This window comes from Rhizobium sp. P1_E1 (assembly GCF_056406015.1).
Genome location: NZ_JBFUAY010000091.1, coordinates 1 through 23,385, shown reverse-complemented (window position 1 = coordinate 23,385; position 23,385 = coordinate 1). Strand labels below are relative to the sequence as shown.

The 23,385-nt window shown below is 60.4% G+C and carries 24 protein-coding genes and 1 pseudogene; 9 read left to right on the top strand and 16 right to left on the bottom strand.

Annotated elements, in window-relative coordinates:
- A partial coding sequence (locus tag AC1D1Z_RS24220) for a chloride channel protein (RefSeq protein ID WP_477851790.1) occupies positions 1-355 on the top strand: 355 nt, incomplete at its 5' end.
- 151 nt (positions 356-506) lie between these two features.
- Positions 507-884 carry a GFA family protein gene (locus tag AC1D1Z_RS24215; protein ID WP_130713368.1) on the top strand — a complete coding sequence of 126 codons (378 nt, stop codon included), beginning with the start codon at positions 507-509 and terminating at the stop codon, positions 882-884.
- 539 nt (positions 885-1,423) lie between these two features.
- On the opposite strand, the gene AC1D1Z_RS24210 is transcribed toward AC1D1Z_RS24215, so the two are convergent.
- Complete coding sequence (locus AC1D1Z_RS24210) at positions 1,424-2,407, bottom strand: zinc-dependent alcohol dehydrogenase family protein (protein WP_312863639.1); 984 nt, start codon at positions 2,405-2,407, stop codon at positions 1,424-1,426.
- A 164-nt stretch (positions 2,408-2,571) separates the two neighbouring features.
- Between AC1D1Z_RS24210 and AC1D1Z_RS24205 the strand changes: the two genes are divergently transcribed.
- Positions 2,572-2,871: a hypothetical protein gene (locus AC1D1Z_RS24205; protein ID WP_027689840.1), complete on the top strand. Its 300-nt coding sequence runs from the start codon at positions 2,572-2,574 to the stop codon at positions 2,869-2,871.
- Between the two features lies 1 nt (position 2,872).
- On the top strand, positions 2,873-3,283 hold the full coding sequence (locus AC1D1Z_RS24200; RefSeq protein ID WP_018073238.1) for a universal stress protein: 411 nt from the start codon (positions 2,873-2,875) through the stop codon (positions 3,281-3,283).
- A gap of 11 nt (positions 3,284-3,294) precedes the next feature.
- Here the strand turns inward: AC1D1Z_RS24200 and AC1D1Z_RS24195 are convergent, their stop codons facing one another.
- Entirely contained in the window at positions 3,295-3,657 is a 363-nt protein-coding gene (locus tag AC1D1Z_RS24195; protein ID WP_027689839.1) for a hypothetical protein, read from the bottom strand.
- 46 nt (positions 3,658-3,703) lie between these two features.
- Positions 3,704-4,162 (bottom strand): pyridoxamine 5'-phosphate oxidase family protein, encoded by a 459-nt coding sequence (locus AC1D1Z_RS24190; RefSeq protein WP_165406161.1) that lies wholly within the window; start codon positions 4,160-4,162, stop codon positions 3,704-3,706.
- A 130-nt stretch (positions 4,163-4,292) separates the two neighbouring features.
- Here AC1D1Z_RS24190 and AC1D1Z_RS24185 point away from each other — a divergent pair, with 130 nt between their 5' ends.
- The gene (locus AC1D1Z_RS24185; protein ID WP_027689837.1) at positions 4,293-5,114 is read left to right on the top strand and encodes a universal stress protein; all 822 of its coding nucleotides are present in this window, start codon (positions 4,293-4,295) and stop codon (positions 5,112-5,114) included.
- On the opposite strand, the gene AC1D1Z_RS24180 is transcribed toward AC1D1Z_RS24185, so the two are convergent.
- Both AC1D1Z_RS24180 and AC1D1Z_RS24175 read right to left on the bottom strand, forming a co-directional pair.
- On the bottom strand, positions 5,111-6,973 hold the full coding sequence (locus AC1D1Z_RS24180; protein ID WP_477851786.1) for a heavy metal translocating P-type ATPase: 1,863 nt from the start codon (positions 6,971-6,973) through the stop codon (positions 5,111-5,113). The two genes, AC1D1Z_RS24185 and AC1D1Z_RS24180, sit on opposite strands and share 4 nt — an antisense overlap.
- Positions 6,974-6,999: 26 nt before the next feature.
- Positions 7,000-7,323 carry a TraR/DksA family transcriptional regulator gene (locus AC1D1Z_RS24175; protein ID WP_168278010.1) on the bottom strand — a complete coding sequence of 108 codons (324 nt, stop codon included), beginning with the start codon at positions 7,321-7,323 and terminating at the stop codon, positions 7,000-7,002.
- A 225-nt stretch (positions 7,324-7,548) separates the two neighbouring features.
- On the opposite strand from AC1D1Z_RS24175, the gene AC1D1Z_RS24170 reads away from it, so the two are divergent.
- Together AC1D1Z_RS24170 and AC1D1Z_RS24165 are read left to right on the top strand one after the other, a co-directional pair.
- Positions 7,549-10,227, top strand: a complete 2,679-nt coding sequence (locus AC1D1Z_RS24170; protein ID WP_477851785.1) for a cation-translocating P-type ATPase — start codon at positions 7,549-7,551, stop codon at positions 10,225-10,227.
- 67 nt (positions 10,228-10,294) lie between these two features.
- Positions 10,295-11,128 (top strand): universal stress protein, encoded by an 834-nt coding sequence (locus tag AC1D1Z_RS24165; protein WP_018246456.1) that lies wholly within the window; start codon positions 10,295-10,297, stop codon positions 11,126-11,128.
- Positions 11,129-11,359: 231 nt separating this feature from the next.
- On the opposite strand, the gene AC1D1Z_RS24160 is transcribed toward AC1D1Z_RS24165, so the two are convergent.
- The 10 genes from AC1D1Z_RS24160 to AC1D1Z_RS24115 form a co-directional block, all read right to left on the bottom strand.
- Positions 11,360-12,157: a sulfite exporter TauE/SafE family protein gene (locus AC1D1Z_RS24160; RefSeq protein WP_168279325.1), complete on the bottom strand. Its 798-nt coding sequence runs from the start codon at positions 12,155-12,157 to the stop codon at positions 11,360-11,362.
- Positions 12,139-12,570 carry a YeeE/YedE family protein gene (locus AC1D1Z_RS24155; RefSeq protein WP_033180253.1) on the bottom strand — a complete coding sequence of 144 codons (432 nt, stop codon included), beginning with the start codon at positions 12,568-12,570 and terminating at the stop codon, positions 12,139-12,141. The genes AC1D1Z_RS24160 and AC1D1Z_RS24155 overlap by 19 nt, the downstream gene beginning before the upstream one ends.
- Positions 12,567-12,977, bottom strand: coding sequence for a YeeE/YedE family protein (locus AC1D1Z_RS24150; protein ID WP_477851784.1), 411 nt, complete (start codon positions 12,975-12,977; stop codon positions 12,567-12,569). The genes AC1D1Z_RS24155 and AC1D1Z_RS24150 overlap by 4 nt, the downstream gene beginning before the upstream one ends.
- Positions 12,974-13,321, bottom strand: a complete 348-nt coding sequence (gene bigR / locus AC1D1Z_RS24145; protein WP_130672390.1) for a sulfite-sensing transcriptional repressor BigR — start codon at positions 13,319-13,321, stop codon at positions 12,974-12,976. Before bigR ends, AC1D1Z_RS24150 begins: the two co-directional genes overlap by 4 nt.
- Entirely contained in the window at positions 13,312-14,610 is a 1,299-nt protein-coding gene (gene blh / locus AC1D1Z_RS24140) for a bifunctional sulfur transferase/dioxygenase Blh (RefSeq protein ID WP_168279321.1), read from the bottom strand. Before blh ends, bigR begins: the two co-directional genes overlap by 10 nt.
- 1,311 nt (positions 14,611-15,921) lie before the next feature.
- A complete protein-coding gene (locus AC1D1Z_RS24135) occupies positions 15,922-16,116 on the bottom strand; it encodes a hypothetical protein (RefSeq protein ID WP_003577126.1) in 195 nt (64 codons plus the stop codon).
- 479 nt (positions 16,117-16,595) lie between these two features.
- Positions 16,596-16,907, bottom strand: coding sequence for a hypothetical protein (locus AC1D1Z_RS24130; RefSeq protein WP_047618398.1), 312 nt, complete (start codon positions 16,905-16,907; stop codon positions 16,596-16,598).
- 326 nt (positions 16,908-17,233) lie between these two features.
- Positions 17,234-18,559: a hypothetical protein gene (locus tag AC1D1Z_RS24125; protein ID WP_245484560.1), complete on the bottom strand. Its 1,326-nt coding sequence runs from the start codon at positions 18,557-18,559 to the stop codon at positions 17,234-17,236.
- Positions 18,560-18,663: 104 nt separating this feature from the next.
- Positions 18,664-20,097 (bottom strand): DUF6384 family protein, encoded by a 1,434-nt coding sequence (locus AC1D1Z_RS24120; RefSeq protein ID WP_130652797.1) that lies wholly within the window; start codon positions 20,095-20,097, stop codon positions 18,664-18,666.
- A 12-nt stretch (positions 20,098-20,109) separates the two neighbouring features.
- Positions 20,110-21,324 (bottom strand): hypothetical protein, encoded by a 1,215-nt coding sequence (locus tag AC1D1Z_RS24115; RefSeq protein ID WP_130653550.1) that lies wholly within the window; start codon positions 21,322-21,324, stop codon positions 20,110-20,112.
- 415 nt (positions 21,325-21,739) lie between these two features.
- Between AC1D1Z_RS24115 and AC1D1Z_RS24110 the strand changes: the two are divergent.
- Both AC1D1Z_RS24110 and AC1D1Z_RS24105 read left to right on the top strand, forming a co-directional pair.
- Positions 21,740-22,270, top strand: a pseudogene (locus AC1D1Z_RS24110) (contractile injection system protein, VgrG/Pvc8 family); the annotation flags it as partial.
- 582 nt (positions 22,271-22,852) lie between these two features.
- Positions 22,853-23,047, top strand: a complete 195-nt coding sequence (locus AC1D1Z_RS24105; protein WP_130652799.1) for a hypothetical protein — start codon at positions 22,853-22,855, stop codon at positions 23,045-23,047.
- Between the two features lie 103 nt (positions 23,048-23,150).
- Here the strand turns inward: AC1D1Z_RS24105 and AC1D1Z_RS24100 are convergent, their stop codons facing one another.
- A complete protein-coding gene (locus AC1D1Z_RS24100; RefSeq protein WP_018446607.1) occupies positions 23,151-23,351 on the bottom strand; it encodes a hypothetical protein in 201 nt (66 codons plus the stop codon).
- Positions 23,352-23,385: the final 34 nt, after the last annotated feature.

The following is a 23,385-nucleotide window of genomic DNA, read 5'->3' as shown; positions in this document are numbered from 1 at the left end:
CTTCCTGTCCATGCTGTCAGGTATTCCAGGCGGAATCTTCGCGCCGTCGCTCGCCGTCGGCGCCGGTTTCGGCAGCACCGTCGGCTCCCTGCTCGGCACCAGCATCACGCTGGCGGCCATCCTCGGCATGGCAGGCTATTTCGCGGGCGTCGTGCAGGCGCCGATGACGGCCTTCGTCATCATCCTGGAAATGACCGGCGACCACGAGGCAGTCATCCCAGTCATGGCGGTGTCGATGATCGGCTACGTGACGTCGCGGATCCTATCGCGCGAACCCCTCTACCACGGTCTTTCACGGGTCTTTATTGCGTCGGCGATCCGGGCGCGGCGTGTTGTCGAAAGGGAATCGGAGTAGCGTGCCTACACGGACGAGCGACGAACCTGCGCGGTTATCTCTCTGACCGGCATGCTCCCGGCGTCGAAACGCTTCGCGGGCTGTGCTCGGTCGACGACGGGGGCCTGACCAGTCGGTTGGTTTCGCGGACATCAGTTAGTAGGAGCACGGAATGAGACGAGCGGCCAGTTGTTCATGCGGCCAGCTTTCGATAATCGCCGACGGAGAACCCGTCAAAATCTCCGTCTGCCATTGCCGGGCTTGCCAATGTCGCACCGGCAGCGCGTTCGGAGTGGCCGTCTTCTTCCAAGCGGATCAAATGGAGACTTCCGGAGCATCGAACAGCCACGTCCGGTCGGGCGACAGCGGGAGATCGATCGATTTCAGGTTCTGCCCGGTGTGCGGGTCGACGGTTTTCTGGATGCCGGAGTTCAGGAAAGGGCTCGTCGCCGTCGCGTTGGGATGCTTCGCCTACCCCTCCTCGCTAGAGCCGACGCAAAGCGTCTACGGGGAAAGTCGCCTGGGGTGGGTATCGCTCGATTTCGGTTAAGCAAAGGCGCGTGGCAGTGGGGCCTCTTTCTCCAAGCRATTTCCGAGGGCCGCCCTCTAGTTTGTGATTTCCTCGCGAGCAAGAAAACCATTAATATCCCGGCATGATATTTTCAGCGTCCGCGATAGGTTTGAAGCTGTTCGGGCTTGCGAGCCTTGCCTTCCACCGACGTCCTGAAGCGACATCGACGGAAGCCAGCGAAAATGTTGCGGTAAGTCTCCTGCTCGACGAATGGTGCAGGCATTCGGCAACGAACCGAAACGATCCGTACTCCTACGCCACCATCCGGAGGATCGTCGTGCTTCGTGCGGCGGGTAAGACCGTGAACGAAATCCGGTCCGAGATTTTCACGGAAGCCGCGGCCGAAGAGGCAGACTAGGGAGGGACATTCACAGGTTCAATCTCGTGGATCATCAGGCCGCCTGCTTCTCCCGTGTCCCGTCTTCCAGAATTTTAGTTCCGGACGCGTTCTATTGGGCCAGACCAATCAAGCAGAGTGACGGTCGCCTCACCGTCGTCGAGGTATCGACAGTCTTCGGCTACGGAACGATGACGGCTGCGCCGGTCAGGCGGCCTGCGCGCAGGTCGTTGAGGGCATCGTTCGCACGCTCAAGAGCGTAGACGCTGGTGACGCATCGGACGCCGGTCGCCTTCGCGATCGAGAAGAATTCGGCTCCGTCTTTCCGCGTCAGGTTCGCCACCGAGACGACCCGCCGCTCGCCCCAGAGCAGACGGTAGGGCATGCTCGGGATGTCTGACATGTGGATGCCGCCGCAGACCACGGTTCCGCCCTTCCGCACTACGTCGAGCGCCATCGGCACGAGTTCGCCGGCCGGCGCGAAGATGATGGCGGCGTCGAGCGGCACCGGCGGCCTCTCACCGGAGAACCCGGCCCAGACGGCGCCAAGATCAAGCGCGAACTTCTGCCCAGCCTCGTCTCCAGGACGCACGAACGCATAGACGCTCTGGCCCCGATGTTTGCACACCTGCACGAGGATGTGGGCGGCCGCGCCGAACCCGTAGATGCCGATCGTCCTCCCCTCACCCGCCATCTTCAAGGATCGCCACCCGATGAGGCCAGCGCAGAGAAGAGGCGCGGTCGCCACCGGGTCCGTATCGTCAGGCAGTTCGAACGCGTAGCCCGCCTCGACGACCGCATGCGTCGCGAAGCCGCCGTCGATCGTAAAGCCGGTGAAGCCGGGGGCGTCGCAAAGATTCTCGCGACCCTCTCGGCAATATGCACAGTGGCCGCAGGTGTGGCCCAACCAGGGTACCCCGACTTTTCGACCGAAAAGGCGACCAGGAACGCCCTCGCCCGTTTCGATCACGGTTCCCACAATCTCATGCCCTGGAACGAGAGGAAGCTTTGGCTGGGAGAGGTCTCCGTCGCAGACGTGAAGGTCCGTCCGGCAGACGCCGCAGGCCTCCACCTTGATGACGACGCGGCCGGGCGACGCTGGCGGGTCCAGCCGCTCCACGAGACGGAGCGGCCGCCCCACCTGTTCGAGTACCATCGCCTTCACGCTTCCCTCCACCGGCATGTGCCACGCTCTAATCGTATCACCACCTTCCCGACCTTGGCTTGATCCCGGTCAAACATCCGGATTGATGCTCGTCAAAGACGGAACGCCTTGGAGAAGATAGCCTTCTGGACACAGCGCCACGACCTCATCCAAAGGAGACGGACATGCGCGAACAAGAAGAGACCCGCAAGGCAGCAACCGACATAGCCACGACCATTCCTCCAGTCGAGCGAACGTCCGCAGACCTTGTTCTCGAACGTCGGGACGAGGACCGCTGGGAGGTGACGGCGGCCACGCCGCGGGGCCAGGCGTGGGCGAGAGACCATTTCTGCTGCGCGCTCCGGCAATCCTTCACTGGCACCATGTGTCTCGACATCATGAGCGCCGATCGGCTTCTCAAGGAAGCGCATGACGATGGACTGACCACCGAGTTCGTCAGCCTGTCTGGAAAGGACATATACTGACATGTTCGCCACAGTCGTCTGCGCCATCGGCCGAGGATCCCGGCAACGCATGCTCCAGCTCCTCGAAACGGCCCGCGCGCAGCTCGCGCCCAACGGAAGCCTCCACCTAATTCACGCGGTGGAGGGCCTGCCCTCGTCGGCATCGCCGGACGATTGGGCGGTCGAGGTGATGGCCGCCGCCGAGACCAGACTTTCGGAAGCCCTGCGGTCGACCGGCACTCCTGCTTCTATACACGTCCGGGCGGGCAACCCGTCGCAGCTCATCGTCGCCATCGCAAAAGAGATCTCCGCCGATCTCGTCGTGATCGCCTCTCATCGGGACGACGTGCTCGACCGGGTCTTCGGCTCGGTCGTAGACCACGTCGTGCAGCGCGCACCATGCTCCGTGCTCGTCTTGCGAACGACCCGGTGACGCCGCGCGCTTTACACGACCGTCTTCGCTTCAGCCCCGCTGACCTGACCGGCGGCAACGTCGCGACACAGTTCTGCCGCGTGCGACAACAGTCGTGAACGGGTCTCGCAAAGCCGCGACACCTCCTTAGGATATTCCTCCAGCTCGGTCTCGACGAAGTCCGAAAGTACTTCGACCGCATCGCCGTGGTCGATACTGCAGACAAGTCGAGCGAGGAATTCGAAGTATCGGAGCCCCCGTCGCGCGGCGGACGCCGTCAGATCCGTGGTGACCGTGGCCGCGGCAAAGGTCTCGTCTTGAATCAGAGCCACCGCGCGAAAGACGGGTGCGAGGTCGAAGTTGAATGTGGCGCTTGGACCGGGGAGGTATGTCATGTGGTGCTCCTCTTGTGAGATGTGGGTTCGCCTCGAGCATCGACGGTCATTCCGTTCTGACCGCGCTGCGTCCCGACACGGCCGTGACGGAAATGCCGTAGAAGACGTGAGGAGGACCATCGAGCATGGGGAGCTCGTGGGGCTTCATAGAGCCGATCTCCCACCAGTCCGAATACTTTTGGAGAAGCGACCACGCATGGAGCCTTTCGCTTCGTCGCGCGTCGCTGTCAGGAAACTCCTCGAACCTGCCTTCGACGACGACGCTCGTCCACCCGCCGGCGCTCGAACGCTGCTCGACGTGAAGGCAGACCTTGTCGTTTCCCCGCATCCAGTCGAGCTTCTTGCCAGGCATGGTGAAGCTATAGGCGACGCCGCTGGAAAAGGCGAAGTAGATTGCCGCCACGTAGGGCTGGCCATCCTTGCAGCATGCGAGATGACCGAAGCGCTCGTTCTCAAGGATCCGGTAACACTCACCGGGGTTGATCTCCGTCAGCTTGATCGTCATGGCCGCGTTCTCCAGCTTTAGTGAAGGCACGATCATACGAGCATCGTTGCGCCGCGGCCTTGACAAAGCGCAATGCGAACTTTCCCTGCGGCATGCATCATGACGGCTGTTTTGATCTCAGGAGGCCAGCATGAAGCCGCAGTTCCATCTTCCGTTGTCGACCTATCCGGACCCGAGTTCCTTCACCGTCATCGACAACGCGATCGACCTCGCTCGGCAGAACGACGCCGATCTCGTCGCAAGCATCCCGCAAGTCCGGATCCCCCAGGTCCATCAGCCCTTTCCCACTTTTATCGATGTCGACACATGGCGGGAACAAGCAGAGCGGTATAGCCGGGACAGCGGGACTTCGCTGCGGGAACACGTCGCCGACGCTATTTCGGAAACTGGCTTCGAGGTGCGAATCCACGGATTCGAGGTCAGGGAACCGTTCGTCTATGAACGCTTTTCTGAAATTGCCAAGTGCTACGACCTTTCCATCGTCGAAGCCTCGGAGCTCTCCCGACAACTCTCCGAAACGCTGCTATTCGGAAGCGGCCGTCCGCTCGTGCTATTTCCAGCCACCAGCGTCTACTCTCGTGTGGACACGATCGCCGTCGCCTGGGACGGCAGCGCCACTGCAGCGCGCGCCCTTTCCTGCGCACGGGTCTTCATCGAACGCGCGATCAAGGTGCAGGTCATCTCGATCACCGACGACAAGGAGATCGACGAGGCGAACCGCGCCCTCCTGATCTCCTCTTTGAAGCACGCAGGATTGGACGTGGACGACGTTGCGATCCAGGCAGGCGGCGAGACCGCGACCGCCGCCATTCAATCGGCCGCGCTGGAACGAAAGGCGGACCTCCTCGTCGCGGGAGGGTTCGGCCATTCCCGGCTTCGTGAGTTCATCCTCGGCGGCGTCACTCGGGAACTGCTCGTCAAGGCAGAGCTGCCGGTGCTTCTCGCCCATTAGAGAGCGCGAAGGGCGTTGAGAATGACCGCCACGTCGATGGCCTCCTGAAGCAATGCGCCGCCGACTGGCGGAAGGTATCCCGCTCCCGCGAACCCCATCGCGAGGAGCGAGAGACCTATGCCGGCATAGATGCTTTGAAGCGCGATCTTGCGGGAACGACGCGCGATGCCGATCGCCGTCGCTATCTTGGTGAGGTCGTCCCGGACGAGCACGATATCCGCAGCCTCCGCGGCCGCGGCAAGGTTCTCGACGCCGACCGCGATTCCGACATCGGCTGCCGCCAGCGCTGGCGCGTCGTTCACGCCGTCGCCGACCATCAGCACTTTCCCGTGGACGCGCTCTTTCTCGATTACTGCGACTTTGTCTGCGGGAGCGAGCCTCGCCGCGACGTCGTCCAAGCCCAGCGAGCGAGCTATGGCTGCCGCGACAGCCAACTCGTCACCAGAAGCCAGGACCACTCGAGAGATTCCCGACGCCCTGAGCTGGGCGACGAGTTGGACAGCGTCTTCGCGTAGCCGGTCTTCGAGCGTGATCGTGCCAGCCGGCGTGCCGTCAAACAGCACCTTTACACGCATTGCACTGCGTGACCCGTCAGCCCCGGACGACGGCGCCTCTCCGAAATACGTGTCTCCTCCGACGCCGACACGCACGCCATCGACGATTCCGGAAATTCCGGATCCCGCGGTCTCGGTCACCTCCGATGGACGGCTCAGTACCAACCCACGTCTATGCGCCTCGTCCACCAGCGCGCGTCCAACCACGTGCCCCGACGCCTGGTCCAGCGAGGCGGCGAACCGCAGGATTCTGTCTGGATGCACCGGCCCCTCGATATGGCCGACTTCCGGCTGTCCCGCGGTGAGCGTCCCTGTCTTGTCGAATACCGCCACGGTGGCTTGGGCGAGTGCCTCGAGGGGCCTCGCGCCCTTCACCAGAACGCCCTCCTTGGCTGCTTTTGAAGTGCCTGCAGCAAGTGCGACGGGCACGGCCAGTATCAACGGACAGGGCGTGGCGACGACCAGCACGGCCACGATCCGCGACATGTCTCCGGACATGAATGCCGAGACTCCTGCAATCGCAACCGTGGCGAACAAGAACCAAACCGAGAACCGGTCGGCCAGGCGCATCAGCTTCGCCTTGGAGCGCCTCGATGCTTCCACGAGCCTGACTATTCCGGCATAGGTGCTGTCCTCGGCTCGGCTTAGAACGCGGATTTCGATCGCGTCCCCCTCGTTCGTAGCGCCACTTGAAATGTTGGCACCCCTGGCGATGCGCACCGGGAGAGGCTCTCCGGTCAGCACCGCCTGGTCGATCGTCGCGACTTCGCCGACGAGCGCCCCGTCGACCGGTACGACGTCGCCCTTGCGTATGAGGAGCACGTCGCCGACCGCGACCGTCTCGATCGGAATTTCTTCGAAACCGTTTCCGGCAAGCCGCAGGGCCGTCCGCGGAACTTGCGCCAGCAAGGCCGACATGCCCTCGTCGGCGCGACGATGTGCGTATGCCTCCAGAAACTGACCGCCGGAATACATGAGACCGACGATCGCGCCGGCAAGATATTCGCCGAACCACAGGGAGGACCCCATGGCCAGCGCCGCAATCAGGTCCAGGCCGTATTCCTCCTTCCGCAGCTTCCTGGCGATCTCAACGCAAAGAGCCGCGAGGATCAGACTGGTGCAGCCGRTGAGGATTGCCTTGTATCCAAGGCCGTTGCCCGCGAGATAGAAGGCAAATGCGATCACAAGTGCAAGAAGCGACGACAGCACCAGAAGGCCCGATCCGGAGCTCCCGTCCCTCAGTCGCAACACCCGGCCCTGAGGCCACGTCCACCTACCAGCCCTCCAAGCCGCCGCTGTAGCCACCTTTCACCCTCCCATCAATCCAGAAGTCAGCGGAACGATTTTGCGCAATCGATGCAGAACGGCGTATAGGGAACCGCGGTTAGCCGCTCCTTGCCGATCGGATGATGGCATTTGACGCATCGCCCATATGTGCCGTCGTTCAGCCGATCGATCGCCGCGTCGATGGCCGCAATCTGGTCGCGCCCCTCGGCTTGCATCTCGCGAAGAACTTCGTCGTTCTCAACCTGGGTCGCGCGCTCCTCGCTGTCCTTCTCGAGCGCGACGCAGAAGTCCGCATCGATCGCTCCGAGACGACGGACAAGGTCATCCTTCATCGTCTGCAACACGGTCTGTACTGAGCTTTTATTCATTTTAGTGCCTTCCAATCTTGCCTGATCGATGCGGGTCCACACGCGGCACCGTCGGGAACCGATCCAAGCGCAGCGCGTGGCCGCATAAAGCCGCGGTCCATAAATCGGCTCCAGCATATCTCAGTTCGATCGAAGCTCCTTGATCCCGGTCAATGCCTCGTGCGCGGGAGCACATAGGCTGTCGGGGGAGCCTTCAATGAAATCGTCGCGACAAGCCCGGAGCCCATGATGAATCTGACGGCGCAGACACCCGCCCCCACGACGCCTGCGGTGATCGGACTGACAAGCACCGAGGCCGAGGAACGCCTCGCCGAGCTTGGACCCAACACGCTGCCCGAGCCTGAGCCCCCATCGCCGCTGCGGGTCTTTCTCATCCAATTTCGCAATCCGATCATCTACATCCTCTTGCTGGCATCGGCGCTCTCGTTTGCGACCGGCAGGATCGAAGACGGCCTGTTCATTCTCGTCGTGCTTCTGATCAATGCCTCCATAGGCACCTACCAGGAGTATTCTGCGGATCGAGCGGCCGCCGCCCTTCGCAAGCTTGAGCAGCCGTCGGCCAGGGTCATACGGGACGGCGTGGCTTGCAGGATCGAGGCCAAGCGGCTGGTCGTGGGCGATCTCGTTCTTCTGGAATCCGGCGACCGAATCCCTGCCGATCTGATGCTTGTCGATGCAAGTGATCTCCGATGCGACGAGTCGCTTCTGACCGGCGAGTCGATGCCGGTCCCCAAAGGGCGAACCGTCGAAGGCTCGTCGGATGAAACCGCCGCCAGTTCCATGCTGCTCGCAGGTTCCTTGGTGACGCGCGGGCGAGCCAAGGGCGTCGTGACCGCTACGGGTACCGCGACCATGCTTGGCGGCATCGCCGCCGAGTTGGGAAGAGCCAGTTCGTCGCAGCCCCCGCTTGTTGCCCGTCTGGCCAAGTTCACGAACGCGCTCGCGGTTTTCGTAGGATTGGCAGCTTTGGTGCTGGTCGTCGCGGGCTTCATGCGGGGCCTCCCTCTGCACGATCTTGTCATGATGTCCGTAGGTCTGGCGGTGAGCGCTGTTCCCGAAGGGCTCCCGATCGCGATCTCCGTCGCGCTTGCCGTCAGCATGCGGCGGATGGCCGCCCGCAACGTCATCGTCCGAAGCATGCCGGCCGTTGAGGCCCTGGGTTCGACCACGATAATCGCCACGGATAAGACGGGTACCTTGACCAGCAACGTGCAGACGGTGACCGAAATTCGCCTGCCGGACGGCACGGACATCGCCCTGGACGCCCATGCTGATCTCGACAAGTGCGAGATCAGGGCGAGCGGCCTGGACAGCGACCTTGTCCGCGAGAGGGCGCGCAGGCTGCTACGCGCTGCACTACTCGCAAACGAAGGAACCCTGGCTCGCCGCGACGATCTCTGGGTCGCCGCCGGAGACACGGTCGACGTGGCGCTTCTTGCAGCAGGACGGAAGGCCGGGCTGGGACAGGAAGAGTTGAACGACCGATACCCGCTGGCGGCAAGGATCGCCTACGAGCCCGAGCACAAATACGCTGCATCCTTCCACCACGGCAGTGATCGGATTCATGTCTTCGTCAAGGGGGCGTCGGAGGTGCTCATAGAAATGTCTGATCGCATGGACTCCGCGGGAAACTTAGTCGAAATCGACCGTGCGTCGCTTTTGGCGCAGAAGGAAGAAATGGCCGCTCGAGGCCTCAGGGTGCTCGCGTTCGCCGAAGGGGAAATCGGCGCGTCCCTCGCCGGAAGCCTCGGACACGGTCACCTTGTCGATCTCGTGTTCTTGGGGCTGGCCGGACTGCAGGACCCGGTCCGGCCTGAAGTGCCGAACGCTATGAAAGACTGCCACGCGGCGGGCGTGGAGGTCGTGATGGTGACCGGGGACGACCCGCGGACTGCTGCCGCGATTGCCCGAGATGCCGGCCTGGGCTTTCACGCGGGCCAGGTCGTTTCGGGCCACGACATCGATGAAGCCGCTCGAGCGGGCGACGAACGGCTGGACGAGATCACAAGAGAGGCCCGCATCTACGCCCGCGTGCAGCCAACGCAGAAATCGGCGATCGTCGCATCTCTGATCCGCAATGGCCACATCGTCGCCGTCACCGGAGACGGCGTGAACGACGGTCCGGCGTTGAAGAAGGCGCATGTCGGCGTCGCGATGGGACTCAGGGGAACGGRCGWGGCGAAGGAAAGCGCCGATCTCGTCGTCACGGACGACAACTTTGCATCCATCGTCGCGGGGATCGCAGAAGGCCGGGCGGCCTATCGCAACATCCGCAAGGTGGTGCTGATGTCGGTCGCAACGGGCGCCGCCGAGGTCCTGCTCTTCATGCTCGCGCTGCCGTTCGGCCTGCCCATGCCGCTCCTCCCTGTTCAGCTCTTATGGCTCAATCTCGTGACAAACGGCATCCAGGACGTCGCGCTTGCCGGCGGCAGGCCGGAAGGAGACGAACTGGCGGGGCCGCCACGTTCTCCGCTCGAACCTGTCCTCGACCGGACGATGATCCGGCGCGTCGTCCAATCGACGGTCGTGATCGGCGGAGCAGCGTTCCTGGCATTCCAGTGGATGATTGCGCATGGATATGGCGTTCCCGAAGCCCGCAACATAACCCTTCTCATCTTCGTGATGTTCGAGAACGTCCAGACCCTGGCGTGCTCCTCCGAAAGACGATCGATATTCTCCGTCGATATCCTTCGGAACCGGTTCCTGCTCCTCAGCGTGCTCGCCGCCCAGACGATCCACATCTCGGCGATGTACGTGCCGTGGCTTAGCAGAACGCTCGGCCTTTCGCCGATCACGCCTCTTGAATGGGGCCTCAGCATGCTGATCGCTAGCTCCCTCGTTCTCGTGACCGAGGTCGACAAGTTCGTCTCCCGGCGACGCCGCGATCGTTCATCCCATGCTTGACGAAGATCAAAGAACGTCGCCGCAAGTGCCGTTATCCTCTCGATATTCAACAAGAGAGGTGATCGAAATGTCCATTCGCACGGTAATGAGCATCCTGACTTCCAAATATTTCGACGAAGACCTGAAGGCCGCCGTGGAGTTTTGCGGCGCCTCCGGAGCGCATCTCAGCGCGGTCGTGATCTGCATGGGCGCGTCGCCGATGATGGGAGAATACAACTCCCTGTCGACCGTCTGGCTGGAAGAACGCCAGCGCGAAATCGAGGAACTCGTCAAGAAAGCCGAAGAGATCAAGGCCTACCTCTCGCGCACCGAACTCTCCTACGATGTGCAGGACGTCTATACGGAATATGCTTTTGCGCGGGAGGACATTGCAGAACGGGCGCTCTATGCCGACGTCGTTCTCGTCGGCCGCCAAGCGTGCAAGGACGAGGAACTCCAGAAGCGGGTCATGGATGGCGCTCTGTTCCATACGCCGACGCCGGTCATCATCAACCGCGGACGGCGGCCGCTCTCTTCCACTTCAAAATCGATCGTACTGGCATGGGATTCGAGCGACGAGGCGTCGCGTGCCGCAAGGCAGGCCCTCGACCTGTTGAAGACGGCGGACTGCGTCTACGTGACGATGGTCGATCCAGTCTCGCGAGAGCGGGTGAATGGAGAAGAACCAGGCGCCGACATCGCAAGCTTCCTGTCCCGTCACGGGGTCAATGTTCAGGTCGATCGCGTGGCCAGCGGCGGAAACACGGCCGACGAGGTCCTGAGGCAGCATGCGATGGACCTGAACGCTGATCTTATCGTCATGGGAGCATACAATCACCCTCGCTGGCAGCAGACGCTCTTCGGAGGCGTGACGCGCAACATGATCGAGCAAAGCAGCATGCCAATATTCATGGCGCATTGACACAGAGAGGAACATGGCCGCGCTCCGTGCGCGGCCGTGCCGGAGTGGTAGCATGTCGCTTTCAGACACGATGGGTACTGACCATCTGGTTCTCACCAGCAATGACGCCGCTGGGCTCTACGAGGTGGTCAACGTGTTGGTGTTGAAAGGGTCGCTCGCTTTTTATACGCGAAGGGTCACTTCTGGCCGGAAGTCGCGGCTCGTCCGCTGTCGAGCCCTTCGCTTGGCGCCTTAGCCCGGCACCACCGTCCCCCAGTTCCGATACAAAATGTAAGCAGCGACCACGAAGATGAGCGCTGCGAACAGGCGGTTGAGGATGTCCTTGTAGCCGCTGAGCCGCGCAGCGAGCAGCATGCCAAGAACGCCGCCGACAATGCCACCGCCAATGAACTCGGAGGCAAGCCACCAATCCACCAAGCCTGAACTGGCATAGCTCAGGGCCGTCGCCAGTCCGAACGCAGCGACGGAGAGGAGAGATGTCCCGATCGCGTTGATCATCGGCATGCCCGTCGCCAGCATGAGGCCGGGAACGATCAGGAAGCCCCCGCCGATCCCGAAGAAACCCGATGTAGCGCCGGCGGCGAGTGCCACGGTCGCGGCGGCAAGGCACATCTTAAGATCGATGGGCCGACATTCTGCCGATACTGGCTTCCTGGGCTTCAACATCAGGATGCCGACGACGAGCATGAGAATACCGAACAGGAAAATCAGGCGATCTCCGTCCATCGCCTTGCCGAGACTGGAACCGCCGAGGGCGCCGACGACGCCGAGTGCAGAGAAGACGGCCGCGCAGCGCCACCAGACGTGCCCCTTGATCGCGTGGCTTGCGAAGTTCGCGAAGGCATTCACCGAGACCGCAAGCGCACCCGTTCCGATGGCGATATGCGGCTGGGACACGCCAACCACGTAGAGTAGTAGCGGCGTCGCCAGGATGGACCCGCCGCCGCCGAGCAGGCCGAGCATGAAGCCGACGATTCCGCCGGAGCCAACTGCCGCCAAAATGGAGGTATTCACGTCCGTCTGCTCCATACTCTGTCATACAAGGTCATCCCGACCAGCATGGCGATGACGAACAGGAACGTCTGGGGAAGGCCGACCGATAGGGATGCGACTGCCGGACCGGGACAGAAGCCACCGATCCCCCAGCCTAGGCCGAACAAGGCCGAACCAACGACCAGCGGAGCATCGATCCGGCGGCTCGTCGGCACGTGGAAGCTGTCGTCAAAGGCTGGATGCTGCATCCGCTTCATCACCTGCACGCCGATAAAGGCGACGACGACGGCGCCGCCGAGAACGAAGGCAAGGCTCGGATCCCAGTCCCCGAAGACGTCGAGGAAGCCCTGGACGCGGACAGGGTTCAGCATGCCAGACAAGGACAGTCCTAAGCCGAAGACAACGCCCGAAGCGAGCGCCGCCACGAATTGGTTGATGTTCCGGTTCATAACCCCACACCTCGCAGAAATGCGACGGCGACCGCGCCAGCCGTCAGGAACGTGGCGACCGCTACCATCGACCGCGGCGACAGGCGGGCAAGCCCAAGCACGCCGTGGCCGCTGGTGCAGCCCGATCCCATGCGCGAGYCGAAGCCGACAAGCAGTCCGGCCACGATGAGCAGCGGCCAACCGGTGGTGATCTGCACGACCGGCCATCCACCGAACATGAGCAGATAGGCGAGCGGCCCGAGCAGCAGCCCGAGCGCAAAGGCAAGGTTGGTCGTCAAACCGATCCCTTGAGCAAGACGCCCGACGATCCCGCTGATCCCGGCAATCCGGCCGTTGAGGAGCAGAAGCATGACGGCCGACACGCCGATCAGCATGCCCCCGACCAATGAGGGGAGATACGCGTTCACTTGTCATCCTTTACGCAGAAAATGTCATAGAGGGCGGCGACCAGTTGTGCGGCCTTCTCTTCCGTCAGGCGGTAGAAGATCTGTTTCCCCTCCCGCCGGGTTTCGACGATCCCGGAACCACGCAGTACCGTCAGGTGCTGCGACAGATGCGGCTGGTGGAGGTCGAGCTTCTCTTCAAGCTCGCCGACCGAATACTCGCCTTCCACCAGGGTACAGACGATCATCAGGCGCGCCGGATGGGACAGCGTCTTCAGGAGGTTCGCTACCTCTCCGGCCCGGCTGGCCATCTCGGCGGGGGAAAGCCCCACCCTCCTCATCGCCTTTAGATCGGTGGTCATTCCCATGCTGCTCCCTGTAATGCATCGAGCGGAAATTTGAGGTAGCGCTGGCCGTTGGCTTCCGGCGCCGGCAGGCGCCCGCCGCGGATGTTCACCTGCAGGGCATGCAGGATGAGCTTCGGCATCGGCAGCGTCTTGTCGCGCTTCGTCCTGAGCGCCACGAATTCTTCTTCCGTCACGCCAGCAAGATGGCGGTTGAACTTCTTCTGATCGGCCACCGTGCTTTCCCAGCGAGGTGCCCGACCGTCCGGCTGGTAGTCGTGGCCGGTAAAGATCCGCGTCTCATCCGGGAGCGCGAGGATGTCCTGGATCGACTTCCACAGGACGCGCGCGTCACCGCCGGGGAAGTCGGCACGTGCCGTACCGCTGTCGGGCATGAAGAGCGTGTCGTGCACGAAGGCAGCGTCGCCGATCACATAAGTAATGGAGGCGAGCGTATGTCCCGGAGAGAACAGCACCTTGGCATCGATCGAGCCGACCTTGAACGTCTCGCCATGGGCAAACAGCCGGTCCCATTGCGAGCCGTCGGTGGCAAGCTCAGGCCAGTTGTAGATGCCCTTCCACAGCTTCTGGACGTCCGCGACGCGCTCGCCGATCGCCGTTTGTGCGCCGGTCTTCTCTTGCAGATAATGGGCGGCGGAGAAGTGGTCGGCATGGGGGTGGGTGTCGAGAATCCACTCGACCGTCAGCGCGTTGTCGCGGATGTAGTCGAGGATCGCGTCCGCGTTGATGGTCGCCGTAGCTCCGGCCCTCTCATCGAAGTCGAGCACCGGGTCAATGATGGCGCACTTGCGGGTCGCGGGATCGGAAACCACATACTGGACGCTCCAGGTCCGCTTGTCGAAGAAGCCCCTTACCTGCGGCCTGCGGGCAGCATGTTGCACGAGCCAGGCTGCGGCGGCGCTGGTGTCGAAGCCGCGGTTRCGTCCGAATTCGACGACCTCGTCGGCAGGCATGCGGCCGTCAAGGACCTCGCCGATCAAGTAGAGGCTTAGCGACCGAGTGCCGGTCTTGCAGTGGGCGAACACGGGTCCGTCGGATTTGTCGACGGCGCGCTGGAACGCACGTATGTCCGCCTCGGTGATCGTGCCGGCCGTGACCGGGACGAAGGCATAGGACAGGCCGCAGTGCTTCGCTTCCTGGCTTTCCGCTTGCGTGCCCGGCTGTGCAGGATCCTCGCCGTCCGGTCGGTTATTGATGAGTGTCTTGAATCCTTTGTCGCGGAGCGACTGGATCTCCACAATACTCGGCTGCGACGAGACAGAAAGCTTCTCGGAAATAGCGGTGATGGGCATGACTGGCTCCGTGTTTGAAATCATTATATGTTATAATATAATTTATATCGATATATGATCAAGGTCGGGCTCGAAAGTTTCAGCGCTTGCCCTGTAGTTCCCGCGAAAACGAGGACCACCATTGCCACGACAGCAAATCCAATCAGCAGCCTTTGGTTGTACGACGACGGAAGCGGAGACAGTACGGCCGCCTTCGTTCCCGGAGCCACTTTACCGCAGGCATAGCGCTTACTCGGCTTGAGGCGGTCCACCGCGCGGGACGACGGGCCCGAGCTCGTGGATAAGCCGGGCGCCCCGGATGGACGGCGAGCGATGCGATCACGCGGGTGCGGGCCGATGTCCGCCTTGGGCCTCCCATCCAGTCCTTGCTGCGTCCGATAGGTGCTGGCTCACGGCGTCCTTCGCACCATTCGCCGGATCGGTCATTTGACGCTGCTGCCCGGAAGCCCTAACTAGCCGTTCCCGTGACAACGGAAATGACACCGGAATGGCATCGGATCTGGCAACATCGGGCGCTGCGACTACGGACGCCCCTGGATGCTTGCGATCAGCCCCGCCGCGAGGAATCGCAAAATGATTCATGGCATTGCAGAGTTCCTGGACGCCTGTGAACGCGTTTGAAGCGATCGGGTCCTACGCCTCATAACCGCTTGGTTGGGGGTTCGAGTCCCTCCGGGCCCACCACTTTTTCCAGGGTTTTGCGCCGTGCGGCCCGTATCGCCGGCTTCCCCTGGTCAACAGGACGACGGCTTTATATCGCCTCCTGTCCCGCATATTTTACAGGAAATGAGCGGTGTTTTCAAACCCTTAGTGAACCGCTGGATTGGTCACTCCTGCACGACGCTGAGCTGCTTTTGCCTTGGAACTCCTGACTGCCGTTCGAGCGCCGGTTCTAACCGCCCCGTCCTGCGGCGGCTAGGCGGGATTCCACTCTCGGAGTTCCAGCGGAGTGTCGTTGCGGAGGGCATTATGTTGAATTGCGAGGACTGCCGTCGGCTCGCCTTGAAATATGGCGACAAGCTTGAAGTTCGTGAGTAGGAAGCAAGAGCCCTGAGCACTGGCCGATCAGCTTGGACATCAACACGACATCCGACCTCGGAGCCACGAGAGAATTCAGTTCGATGACGGTGTTCGGGAGTTTCATGGTTGAGACGTGGGGCATTGAACCCGCCTCGGCTGATGCTCTTTCGTCCACCATTCTTCACTTTTGAGTTCTCGTAATCGGGCAGCGTAGTGAAGCAGATGGGGATTGCGTTCATGTCGGCCTCCGATGACGGACGCCGCATGACGTAGAAAAATATCTCCTGCCATTCAGTGCGAGGTGATCGCACGACCGCTGGACGCGAGATGCTCGGTAATGGCGCGCCGGATTTCGGTAACCGTGTCGAAGAGCCTGTTGTCCAGGTCGATGACATTGAACCGGACAGCGATGAATTTGAGGCGGTTTTCGACAGGGACCGCGATCCCGACTTCCTGACCGTTGAATACGACAGCTTGCTTTTGCATAACAAACCTCGGGCGCGCCACACGGGAGCACCATCTTAGAAAAGTGGAACAAAGGGTTTACGACGCGTCAGATTGCCGTCGTAGGTCGGTATCGGATCGAGACGAGATCACGCACTCGCTGCACCGTTGCGAAGAAACGAAGTCGGACAAACAACGTCATCATCCTCCTCAAGCGAGGTCAAACGACCGCTGAGTATCGCCGGCGAGGGCCGGTTATTTCGGAACTCTTCTGTAAAAAACGTAGTCGAGAAACTTCGAGTAAGCAACTGATTTTTGTTATTATTTAGCGTTTTGAATCGTATGATAATTACCGCAGGTGCGAAGTAATAAATGATGTACGTTCGTCCGACCCCATCGTCAACGGCTTTACTCGGCGATGTTGCAGATCGCCACTGAGCGCAGGTGCCAGGTCGGCTGGGCCAAAGAGTCCGATTCCGCTCCCACGTAGTTTCCGAACGGGCGCGATATCCCTGAGGGCTTCAGAAGTACCTGATCACCGTATAACCAGCGATATATCCGAGTGGGAACATTGCCGCTACAATGTAGCCAGGTCGATAGTTCGACGTGATGGCAATGACGCTGGTTACTAGCCCGGCTGCAATTCCAGCCGCGAGGACAGCTGGAAGGGCATCCGCCGCGAACGCGCCTGGGCCATCCCCTGATCCTATGGAAAAGAAATAGACAACAATCATTGCGACGGTTGCCGCCATAAGCGTCCACCCCTGTCGCCAGAACGCAAGCGCGACGAAGCCGACGATGTACGGCAAAACAAAAAGGATAAAGAACAACATACCCTACCAACTTGCTATTTCGGAGAATAAGACCCTCGCGCTGGGGTGCCAGCAGAGCGGCGCGAACAACGATGACCGCGTTCGGCCGCCAGGAAACATTAACCCGTCGCCTTTCAGGAGCGGCCATTTTGGTCGCTCGCGAAGCGCCGATCATTCGGCTGATTTTCCGGACCAGAAGGAGGCGGCCGATGTCCAAAGTATTCGAGGTTTTAAAACGGCTCGGTGATGCGAACGTCCACTATTTCATCGGGAGATATCGTACTGACACGATAGACGACATTCTCCCGCCTGCCAAATGGAAGGTGACTTTCATCGCCCACTGCCAATCAATCTCCACCGAACCCGCCGGTCGTCGTGTGTGACGAGCTGCCACCGAACGAACTGGTGGTCGACGAATCGTCGAAGCCGCCAAAGCCACCGGAGGAACTGGAGGACGAGCTGCCACCAAAGCCACCACCGAAATCGCCCGACGATGGTGTCGGACGCGGTCGAGGCGGGTCGCGGTGCGCATCGTTCAGCTGCCCAATGACGCTCGCGTCCGTCATCATGTCGCGAAGGAAGGCGTCCGCGAGCGTGCCAACGTTAACACCGCTGAACGTATGACCAGTCGCGTGCCAGTTATTGTGGTCGATCTCACTTTCGATGCGGCGCAGACCTTCAAGCTTGCTCTCGCAAGAAGAGAGATTGCGCTTCTCGTCGTCGATCTGGCTGTCGCGGGTTGCGACCTCAGAGGCGATTGCCTGGATGCGTGAAACCGTCGCGTCGTCTTCAGTTGAAGGCGTCTGCTCTGCCATCGCACGCATCTTCGACTGGAAATCCGGCTTTGCCAGCAAGTCTGCAAAATTCGAGATGATCGACTTCAGGTCGGCGTCCTCAGCGAGTGCGGCGTCGGCCAGGAACTGATTGATCGTAGCAAGTGCATCGGCGTGGCTCTTACCGCTGTCGATTGCCTGCTGCCGCTGTTCCTTCAGAGTTTCCAGCTCATCGCGCTTCGGCTTGGTGACGTCGAAATATTCTGCTTCCAGTACATCATACTGGGCCTGCAGTTTCTCATGCTCCGGCTTGCGAGCCGCAATGCGATCTTCGATCATACCCGGCCGGGCAACGAGGAAATCGTAGTCGGCAGCCTGAACGACATAGTTGAAGCTGTTGGCAAGCCGACGATCAAGCATCCGCGTGATCGGAAGGAGACTTCCCTTGTAATCCGGCGTGCCGAACTTGCGCTTATGCAGGTAGACGAACAGTTCGTCCTTTTCGAACGCAAGGCGCTTTTCAGCCAGCTCTTCGTTGGCAGCCTGTAGCGCACGATTCATGTCGCCATGAGCCTGCGAGGCGGCCGCCAGATCAACATAGATCGGCTTGACCCGCTCGTCAGCCATGAAGCGCTCACGGATCGCGGCTTCTTCGCTTTCAATTTCGGCGGTGAGGGCATTGATCTTCTCGTCGAGGATCGCGACCTGCTTCTTCGAGACACTGATCAGCCGGGTGCGTTCGCCGACCTCTTCCTTCTTGGAGGCCACCTTGGCTTTCCGCTCGTCAAGGGCCTGTTCGACGGTAGCCGGGAGGGCGACACCTGCGGAAACGTGGAATGCCGCCAACTTTTTGAAGAGCCCAGACTGCTCGCGAAGTAGCTTGTCGACTTCGCCCTGCAAGCCGAGAATTTTCTCGGAAATGTTGCGACGGTCACGCTCGACATCGTCACGGATGCTGCTGAACTGGCGGTAAACGTCATATCCTGAGATCATGGTCGATCTCCCTACCAGTGCGTGATCGTCTGATTGTCGATGGCGTCAAGGGTCCAGTTCACATCGAGCGAGCCCTTGGGTTTCGTTCCGGCACGGTCGTCGTCGATGATCTTGTCATCGGAGTAATCGTCCAGAACTTTGGTGTATTGGCGCTTGGAAACCCGAATACCCCAGTAGGGAACCGTCTCAGCAATGCCGTCCTCCTTGTTACCAACTTCGACTGGAACGGGCTTTCCGCCGACAAGTGCTTCGACAACAAGATACCAGCGGGTGCCATCCCGCTCGACACCGGCTCGCACGCCACGACGATTGACGATCCTAATCTTGGCTTCGTTCTGAACGTAGGTGACGAGGTTCTTGTATGACGTCATAGCCTGACGCATCTGCTGACCGTCGCCATCCTCGGCCGCTTCCGTGATCAACGAAAGTCGACGGGTCAGCGTGGTACGAGCGCCATCGTCGAGAGGGTTGCCCGAATTAACATAACGAGACAGGGACGCGTCCGCATCAGCAACGAAGTTCGCCGCTTCACCAGTAAGCTGCTTTTGCGCCTGGACCTGTCGAAGATGACTTTCAATCACCCCGATAGCCGAGATAGCTTGCTGCGCACCTTCGACATTCTTCGCAGCAATCGCGCCGAGACCTTCGGTATTGCGGCTTTCGATGTCGGTGACAGCCTGATTGTCGGAGACCGCCACAGCAAGTGCCTTGGCCGAAGTGTAGGCGGCCTGAAGTTGGCTTGGCTGAATCGCAAGCTTGGCTGCCACCTGCTGTACCCGTTGTTCCTTCCAACGCATCGACGTTTCGATAGTGCCAATTTGACGGATTGCCGTTTCAGCACCCGCAACGTTGCGAGCGGTGATGGCAGCCAGCGCCTCTGTATTTCGGCTATCGATGTCAGCCTTGGCCTGAACATCCGACACGCGGTCTGCGGCGACGGTTGCCGACGACACTGCCGCCTTCAATTCGGCTGGGAGCCGAACGGTGAGCGCAGTTTCAAGCTCGCGAGCCGCCGCTTCCTTTGCCGCCGCTTCGCGGGCGATGGCCGCCTCACGCGGTTTAATCACGAACTGATCGTAGCCAACGTTGTACGCTACCGTACCGACCACCAGGACAGCCGCCGCAATGGCCGTATTGCGGAGATACCGGCCGCGACGCACGTAAGCCGTCGCCGCGAGCCGGTTAGCCCCGGATTTCATCGGGGTGAACGTGAAACGCCGCTCTTCATATTGCTCCACGGCAGCTTCGATGACGTCATCTTTGACGACGACGCCCTCCTTGGCCTTCTGCTCCTTGAGGCGCTGGATGAGGGCCTTCCGGCGTTCACCGGCCCCCAATTCAAAGTCAACCACCCGGTCGCTGGCTCGAATATCGTCGATGATGTTGGAAACACCCAACATGTCGCCGAAGGAAGGGCTCGCGCCCGATGCTGACGAAGCTGCCATGGATATTACCCGTTACGCTGCGATTTTGTTCGCCATTGCCGCATAGCGACGCTTGACGTCCTCGACCGACGCGCGAATTTCGTCCGCGTTCTGACTAGCTTCCGCGCGGCTCTGTTCGATGAGCTTGGCGTTTTCTTCGTCTTCGACGAGAAGGGCTTCGGCCAGCGTCTTGACGACATCAGCGTCGATGGTCTTTCCGTAGCCACTCCTGATTGCCTTGGCGTTCACCTCGCCGGAAACATCCGCGAGATCGGAAAGCGACTTATTGATGCCGCCGGTCATGGAGTCCAGGGCATTGGTCCCCTCGGCCAGACCGATGGTGGCGTTGTAGTTCGCCTTCAGCGAAGCAAGCGTCGAACGGTTGGTGGCATAGAAGCTGACAGAGCGCTTATAGATGCGGTCCTTGAGCTTACTGGTGCCTTCCAGCTTCTTCATGGTCACTTCTGTGATGTTGTAGGCGATCATCAGGTTGTCGGCGAGGTCCTTGCCGATATCAAACTGACTTTCGGCCTTTGACCGAGCGTCGTTGGCGCTGTCGCGAGCGATCTGCAGACTGACCTTGGTCGCCTCATCAGCAGCCTGGGCATCATCAACAGCCTTCTGCGCAGTTTCCGCCTTTTCCTTGGCCGCGTTCCAGGTCGCTTCCAGGTTCGCCTTGATCGCGAGCGCCGCGACCTGCGACTGGCCGAGTGCGCCACGGAACAGCTGGTAGGCTTCGAGAATTTCCTTTTCACCCTTCAGCTGGGCCGCAAGAGTCGTCGTGACCTGCTCGAAACGATCTTCGATCTTTGAGAAACGGTCGGCGATGTCGCCCTGGGTCGCTTCCTTGAAGAAGCCGGTGATCTTGCCCCAGATGGATTCATTGCCATCGGCTGCATCAAGCACAGCTTTCTTGGCGTCGGCGCGGATGGAGTCGAAGGCTGCCGTGATTTCCTTATAGTCGTCGCCGACGGCGATGCCGGAAATCTTCTGGACGACCAGGTCGTCGAAAGCCTCCTGCTCAGACAGCGTGCGTGCGATAAAATAGGCAAGGTCCGGATCGGCGTCCTTGATCTCTTCGATGATCGACACGATAGCCTGCGGCTTGCGAACGTCACCACGCAGACCGAGCGACTTCACAATGTCGATAGCCTGCTGCAGCTTTTCGCCGCCTTCCTTCAGAACCGTGGCAACGGCCGTGCTTGCAGTCGCCACGATGGCGTTCCCTTGCGCGGTCAGATCGGTCATGCTGTTCTCCATCTCCGTGGACGAAATCTCGTCTTGGTGAATATCTAATGCAACAATAACTTGTTCGCAATTACCGGTTTCCCGTGCTTGATATCGCCACGGCACCGACGTCGCCAAACAAGCGACCTCCCGTTGTCTGATAGGGTCTGATCAGCTCTGCAGCTTGCTCGATGATGTAGTTGTTATCCATGTGGGCAGGTTAGCATCCCCAATCATTTCACCAGGTATCGATGATATCTTTCATGTGCGGCTAGTAAGCAGCTCCAACTTGATCTGCCGTCGGGTCTCAATCGACTCCACACGCTTTCCGAGTGCCGGGGTTGACAGACCCTCAGAGGTTCCTACTTGCCGCCGATATTGATGATTATAGAACCTTAGATTGAGCGTATCTCAGGGATTTCATTCGGAGAACGTTATGAACGACCTCTTTTTGTCTTCCGATTTCATCCAAGCAAATCGCGTTCTAAAGCTTACGTCACCGTTGGGTGACGACCAGCTCCTACCGGAGAGGATGTCGGTCGAGGAAGGGGTAAATCAACTTTTCGAGATAAAGCTCGTCGTTCGTGCCAAACGTGAAGTGGTGAAGCCGGAAGAGCTGATTGGCAACCTGGTGACCGTCGACGTCGAGATCGCCGAAGGCCTTCGACGGCCCTTCAACGGCCTCGTTACAAGGCTCTCAGAAGGCCCGCCAGTAACGCGGGGCCTACGGTCCTATACGCTGACCATACGCCCGCAGATATGGCTGCTCTCGCGCCGTTCAGATTGCCGCATCTGGATGGACAAGACTGCAATCGAAGTGTTGCAAGCGCTTTTCTCTGAGCATGGCCTGCCCTCGCCCGATGTTTACAGTGTGTCAGCCACACCCCCGCAGCACTGCTCAGTCCAGTGGAATGAGACCGACCTGGACTACGTGCTTCGCCGTTTCGAAGAGAGATCCGCCGCCTTCTCGGCCTTCCAAACTGCAGGATCGTATATGCCGACGCTATTGGCATCTTGCCTGTCGTTCACACTTTCGGAGCCCTCATTCCGCGCATCGTTTTCGAACAAAATGCCGCTGATTAAGATCGAGGCGGTTAGGACAAGGAAGGCGATTCCGGCACGCTTCAATTCGGACGTCCTTCGGCTCCGCTCGAACAGAGACGTGAGTAGGTTCCAGCCCCTGTAAATGGTGGCAAACCAACCTAGAAGGGAAAACGCCGTGCTCATTTCATTTCCCGTCAAGCCGAAGGTGCCCGCCCTCAATGTCCAGCTTCTTCGCATTTGATACCGATCCCCGCGTAGGCCAAATAGGGAAATCGACTTGCTGAATGGGACCTCTTTGACAGGCTGCGGCTCCCCATATCGTCGTTGTCCAAACAAACGACATCTGTAGGCGTGGCCGAGACAACCTTGATCGTGGCAGCGAACGCCAGCGAAGGGGTTTTCAGGCAATAACAAAATCTTGATCGACAACGACAGTTATCAGGACGCCTCATCGGCCCTACTTGCCAGGATTATACGGACACTTTGGCCAGTAAGGGGTGGGGAGATGCTTCAAACTCGCAAACTATCGGCAGCCATGGCAGCCGTCTTCGTCATTGCCGTATCGGCGTCGTCGTGTACCACGAGCTCAAACGACTCGGTGCAGACGGGTTCGGTCGGCTATACCGCTCAGAGTGCAGACTTTGCCCTTCGGCCTGCCTGCCGCGATGGATTCGGCAATGATCGTCCGTGCAGCTACTAGCGCTGGAAAATGAGAAGTCTGATTGCCGCGATGGTTCGTCTGTGGGGATGGCCAGTATCACACGACTTCGTCCGGCGGCATCATGCCCGATCGGCGCACATTTCTAATAGCTACAAGAGCGGCCATCGCTCGGCCTGAACCCACCCCCACACGCCGGATTAAGCGGCTGACGCTCATAATAACCGCCATAACCGCCGCCGATCGACGACGTCTGGTCGAGATTTCCGGACGAAGTGCAAGCCGAAATGATCGTGGCAAGGCTGATCAGCGTTCCGGTCGCGATAAATGCGAAAAATCGGTTCATCTGAGCTTCTCCTCGGAGGGGCACGGCTTTAGCC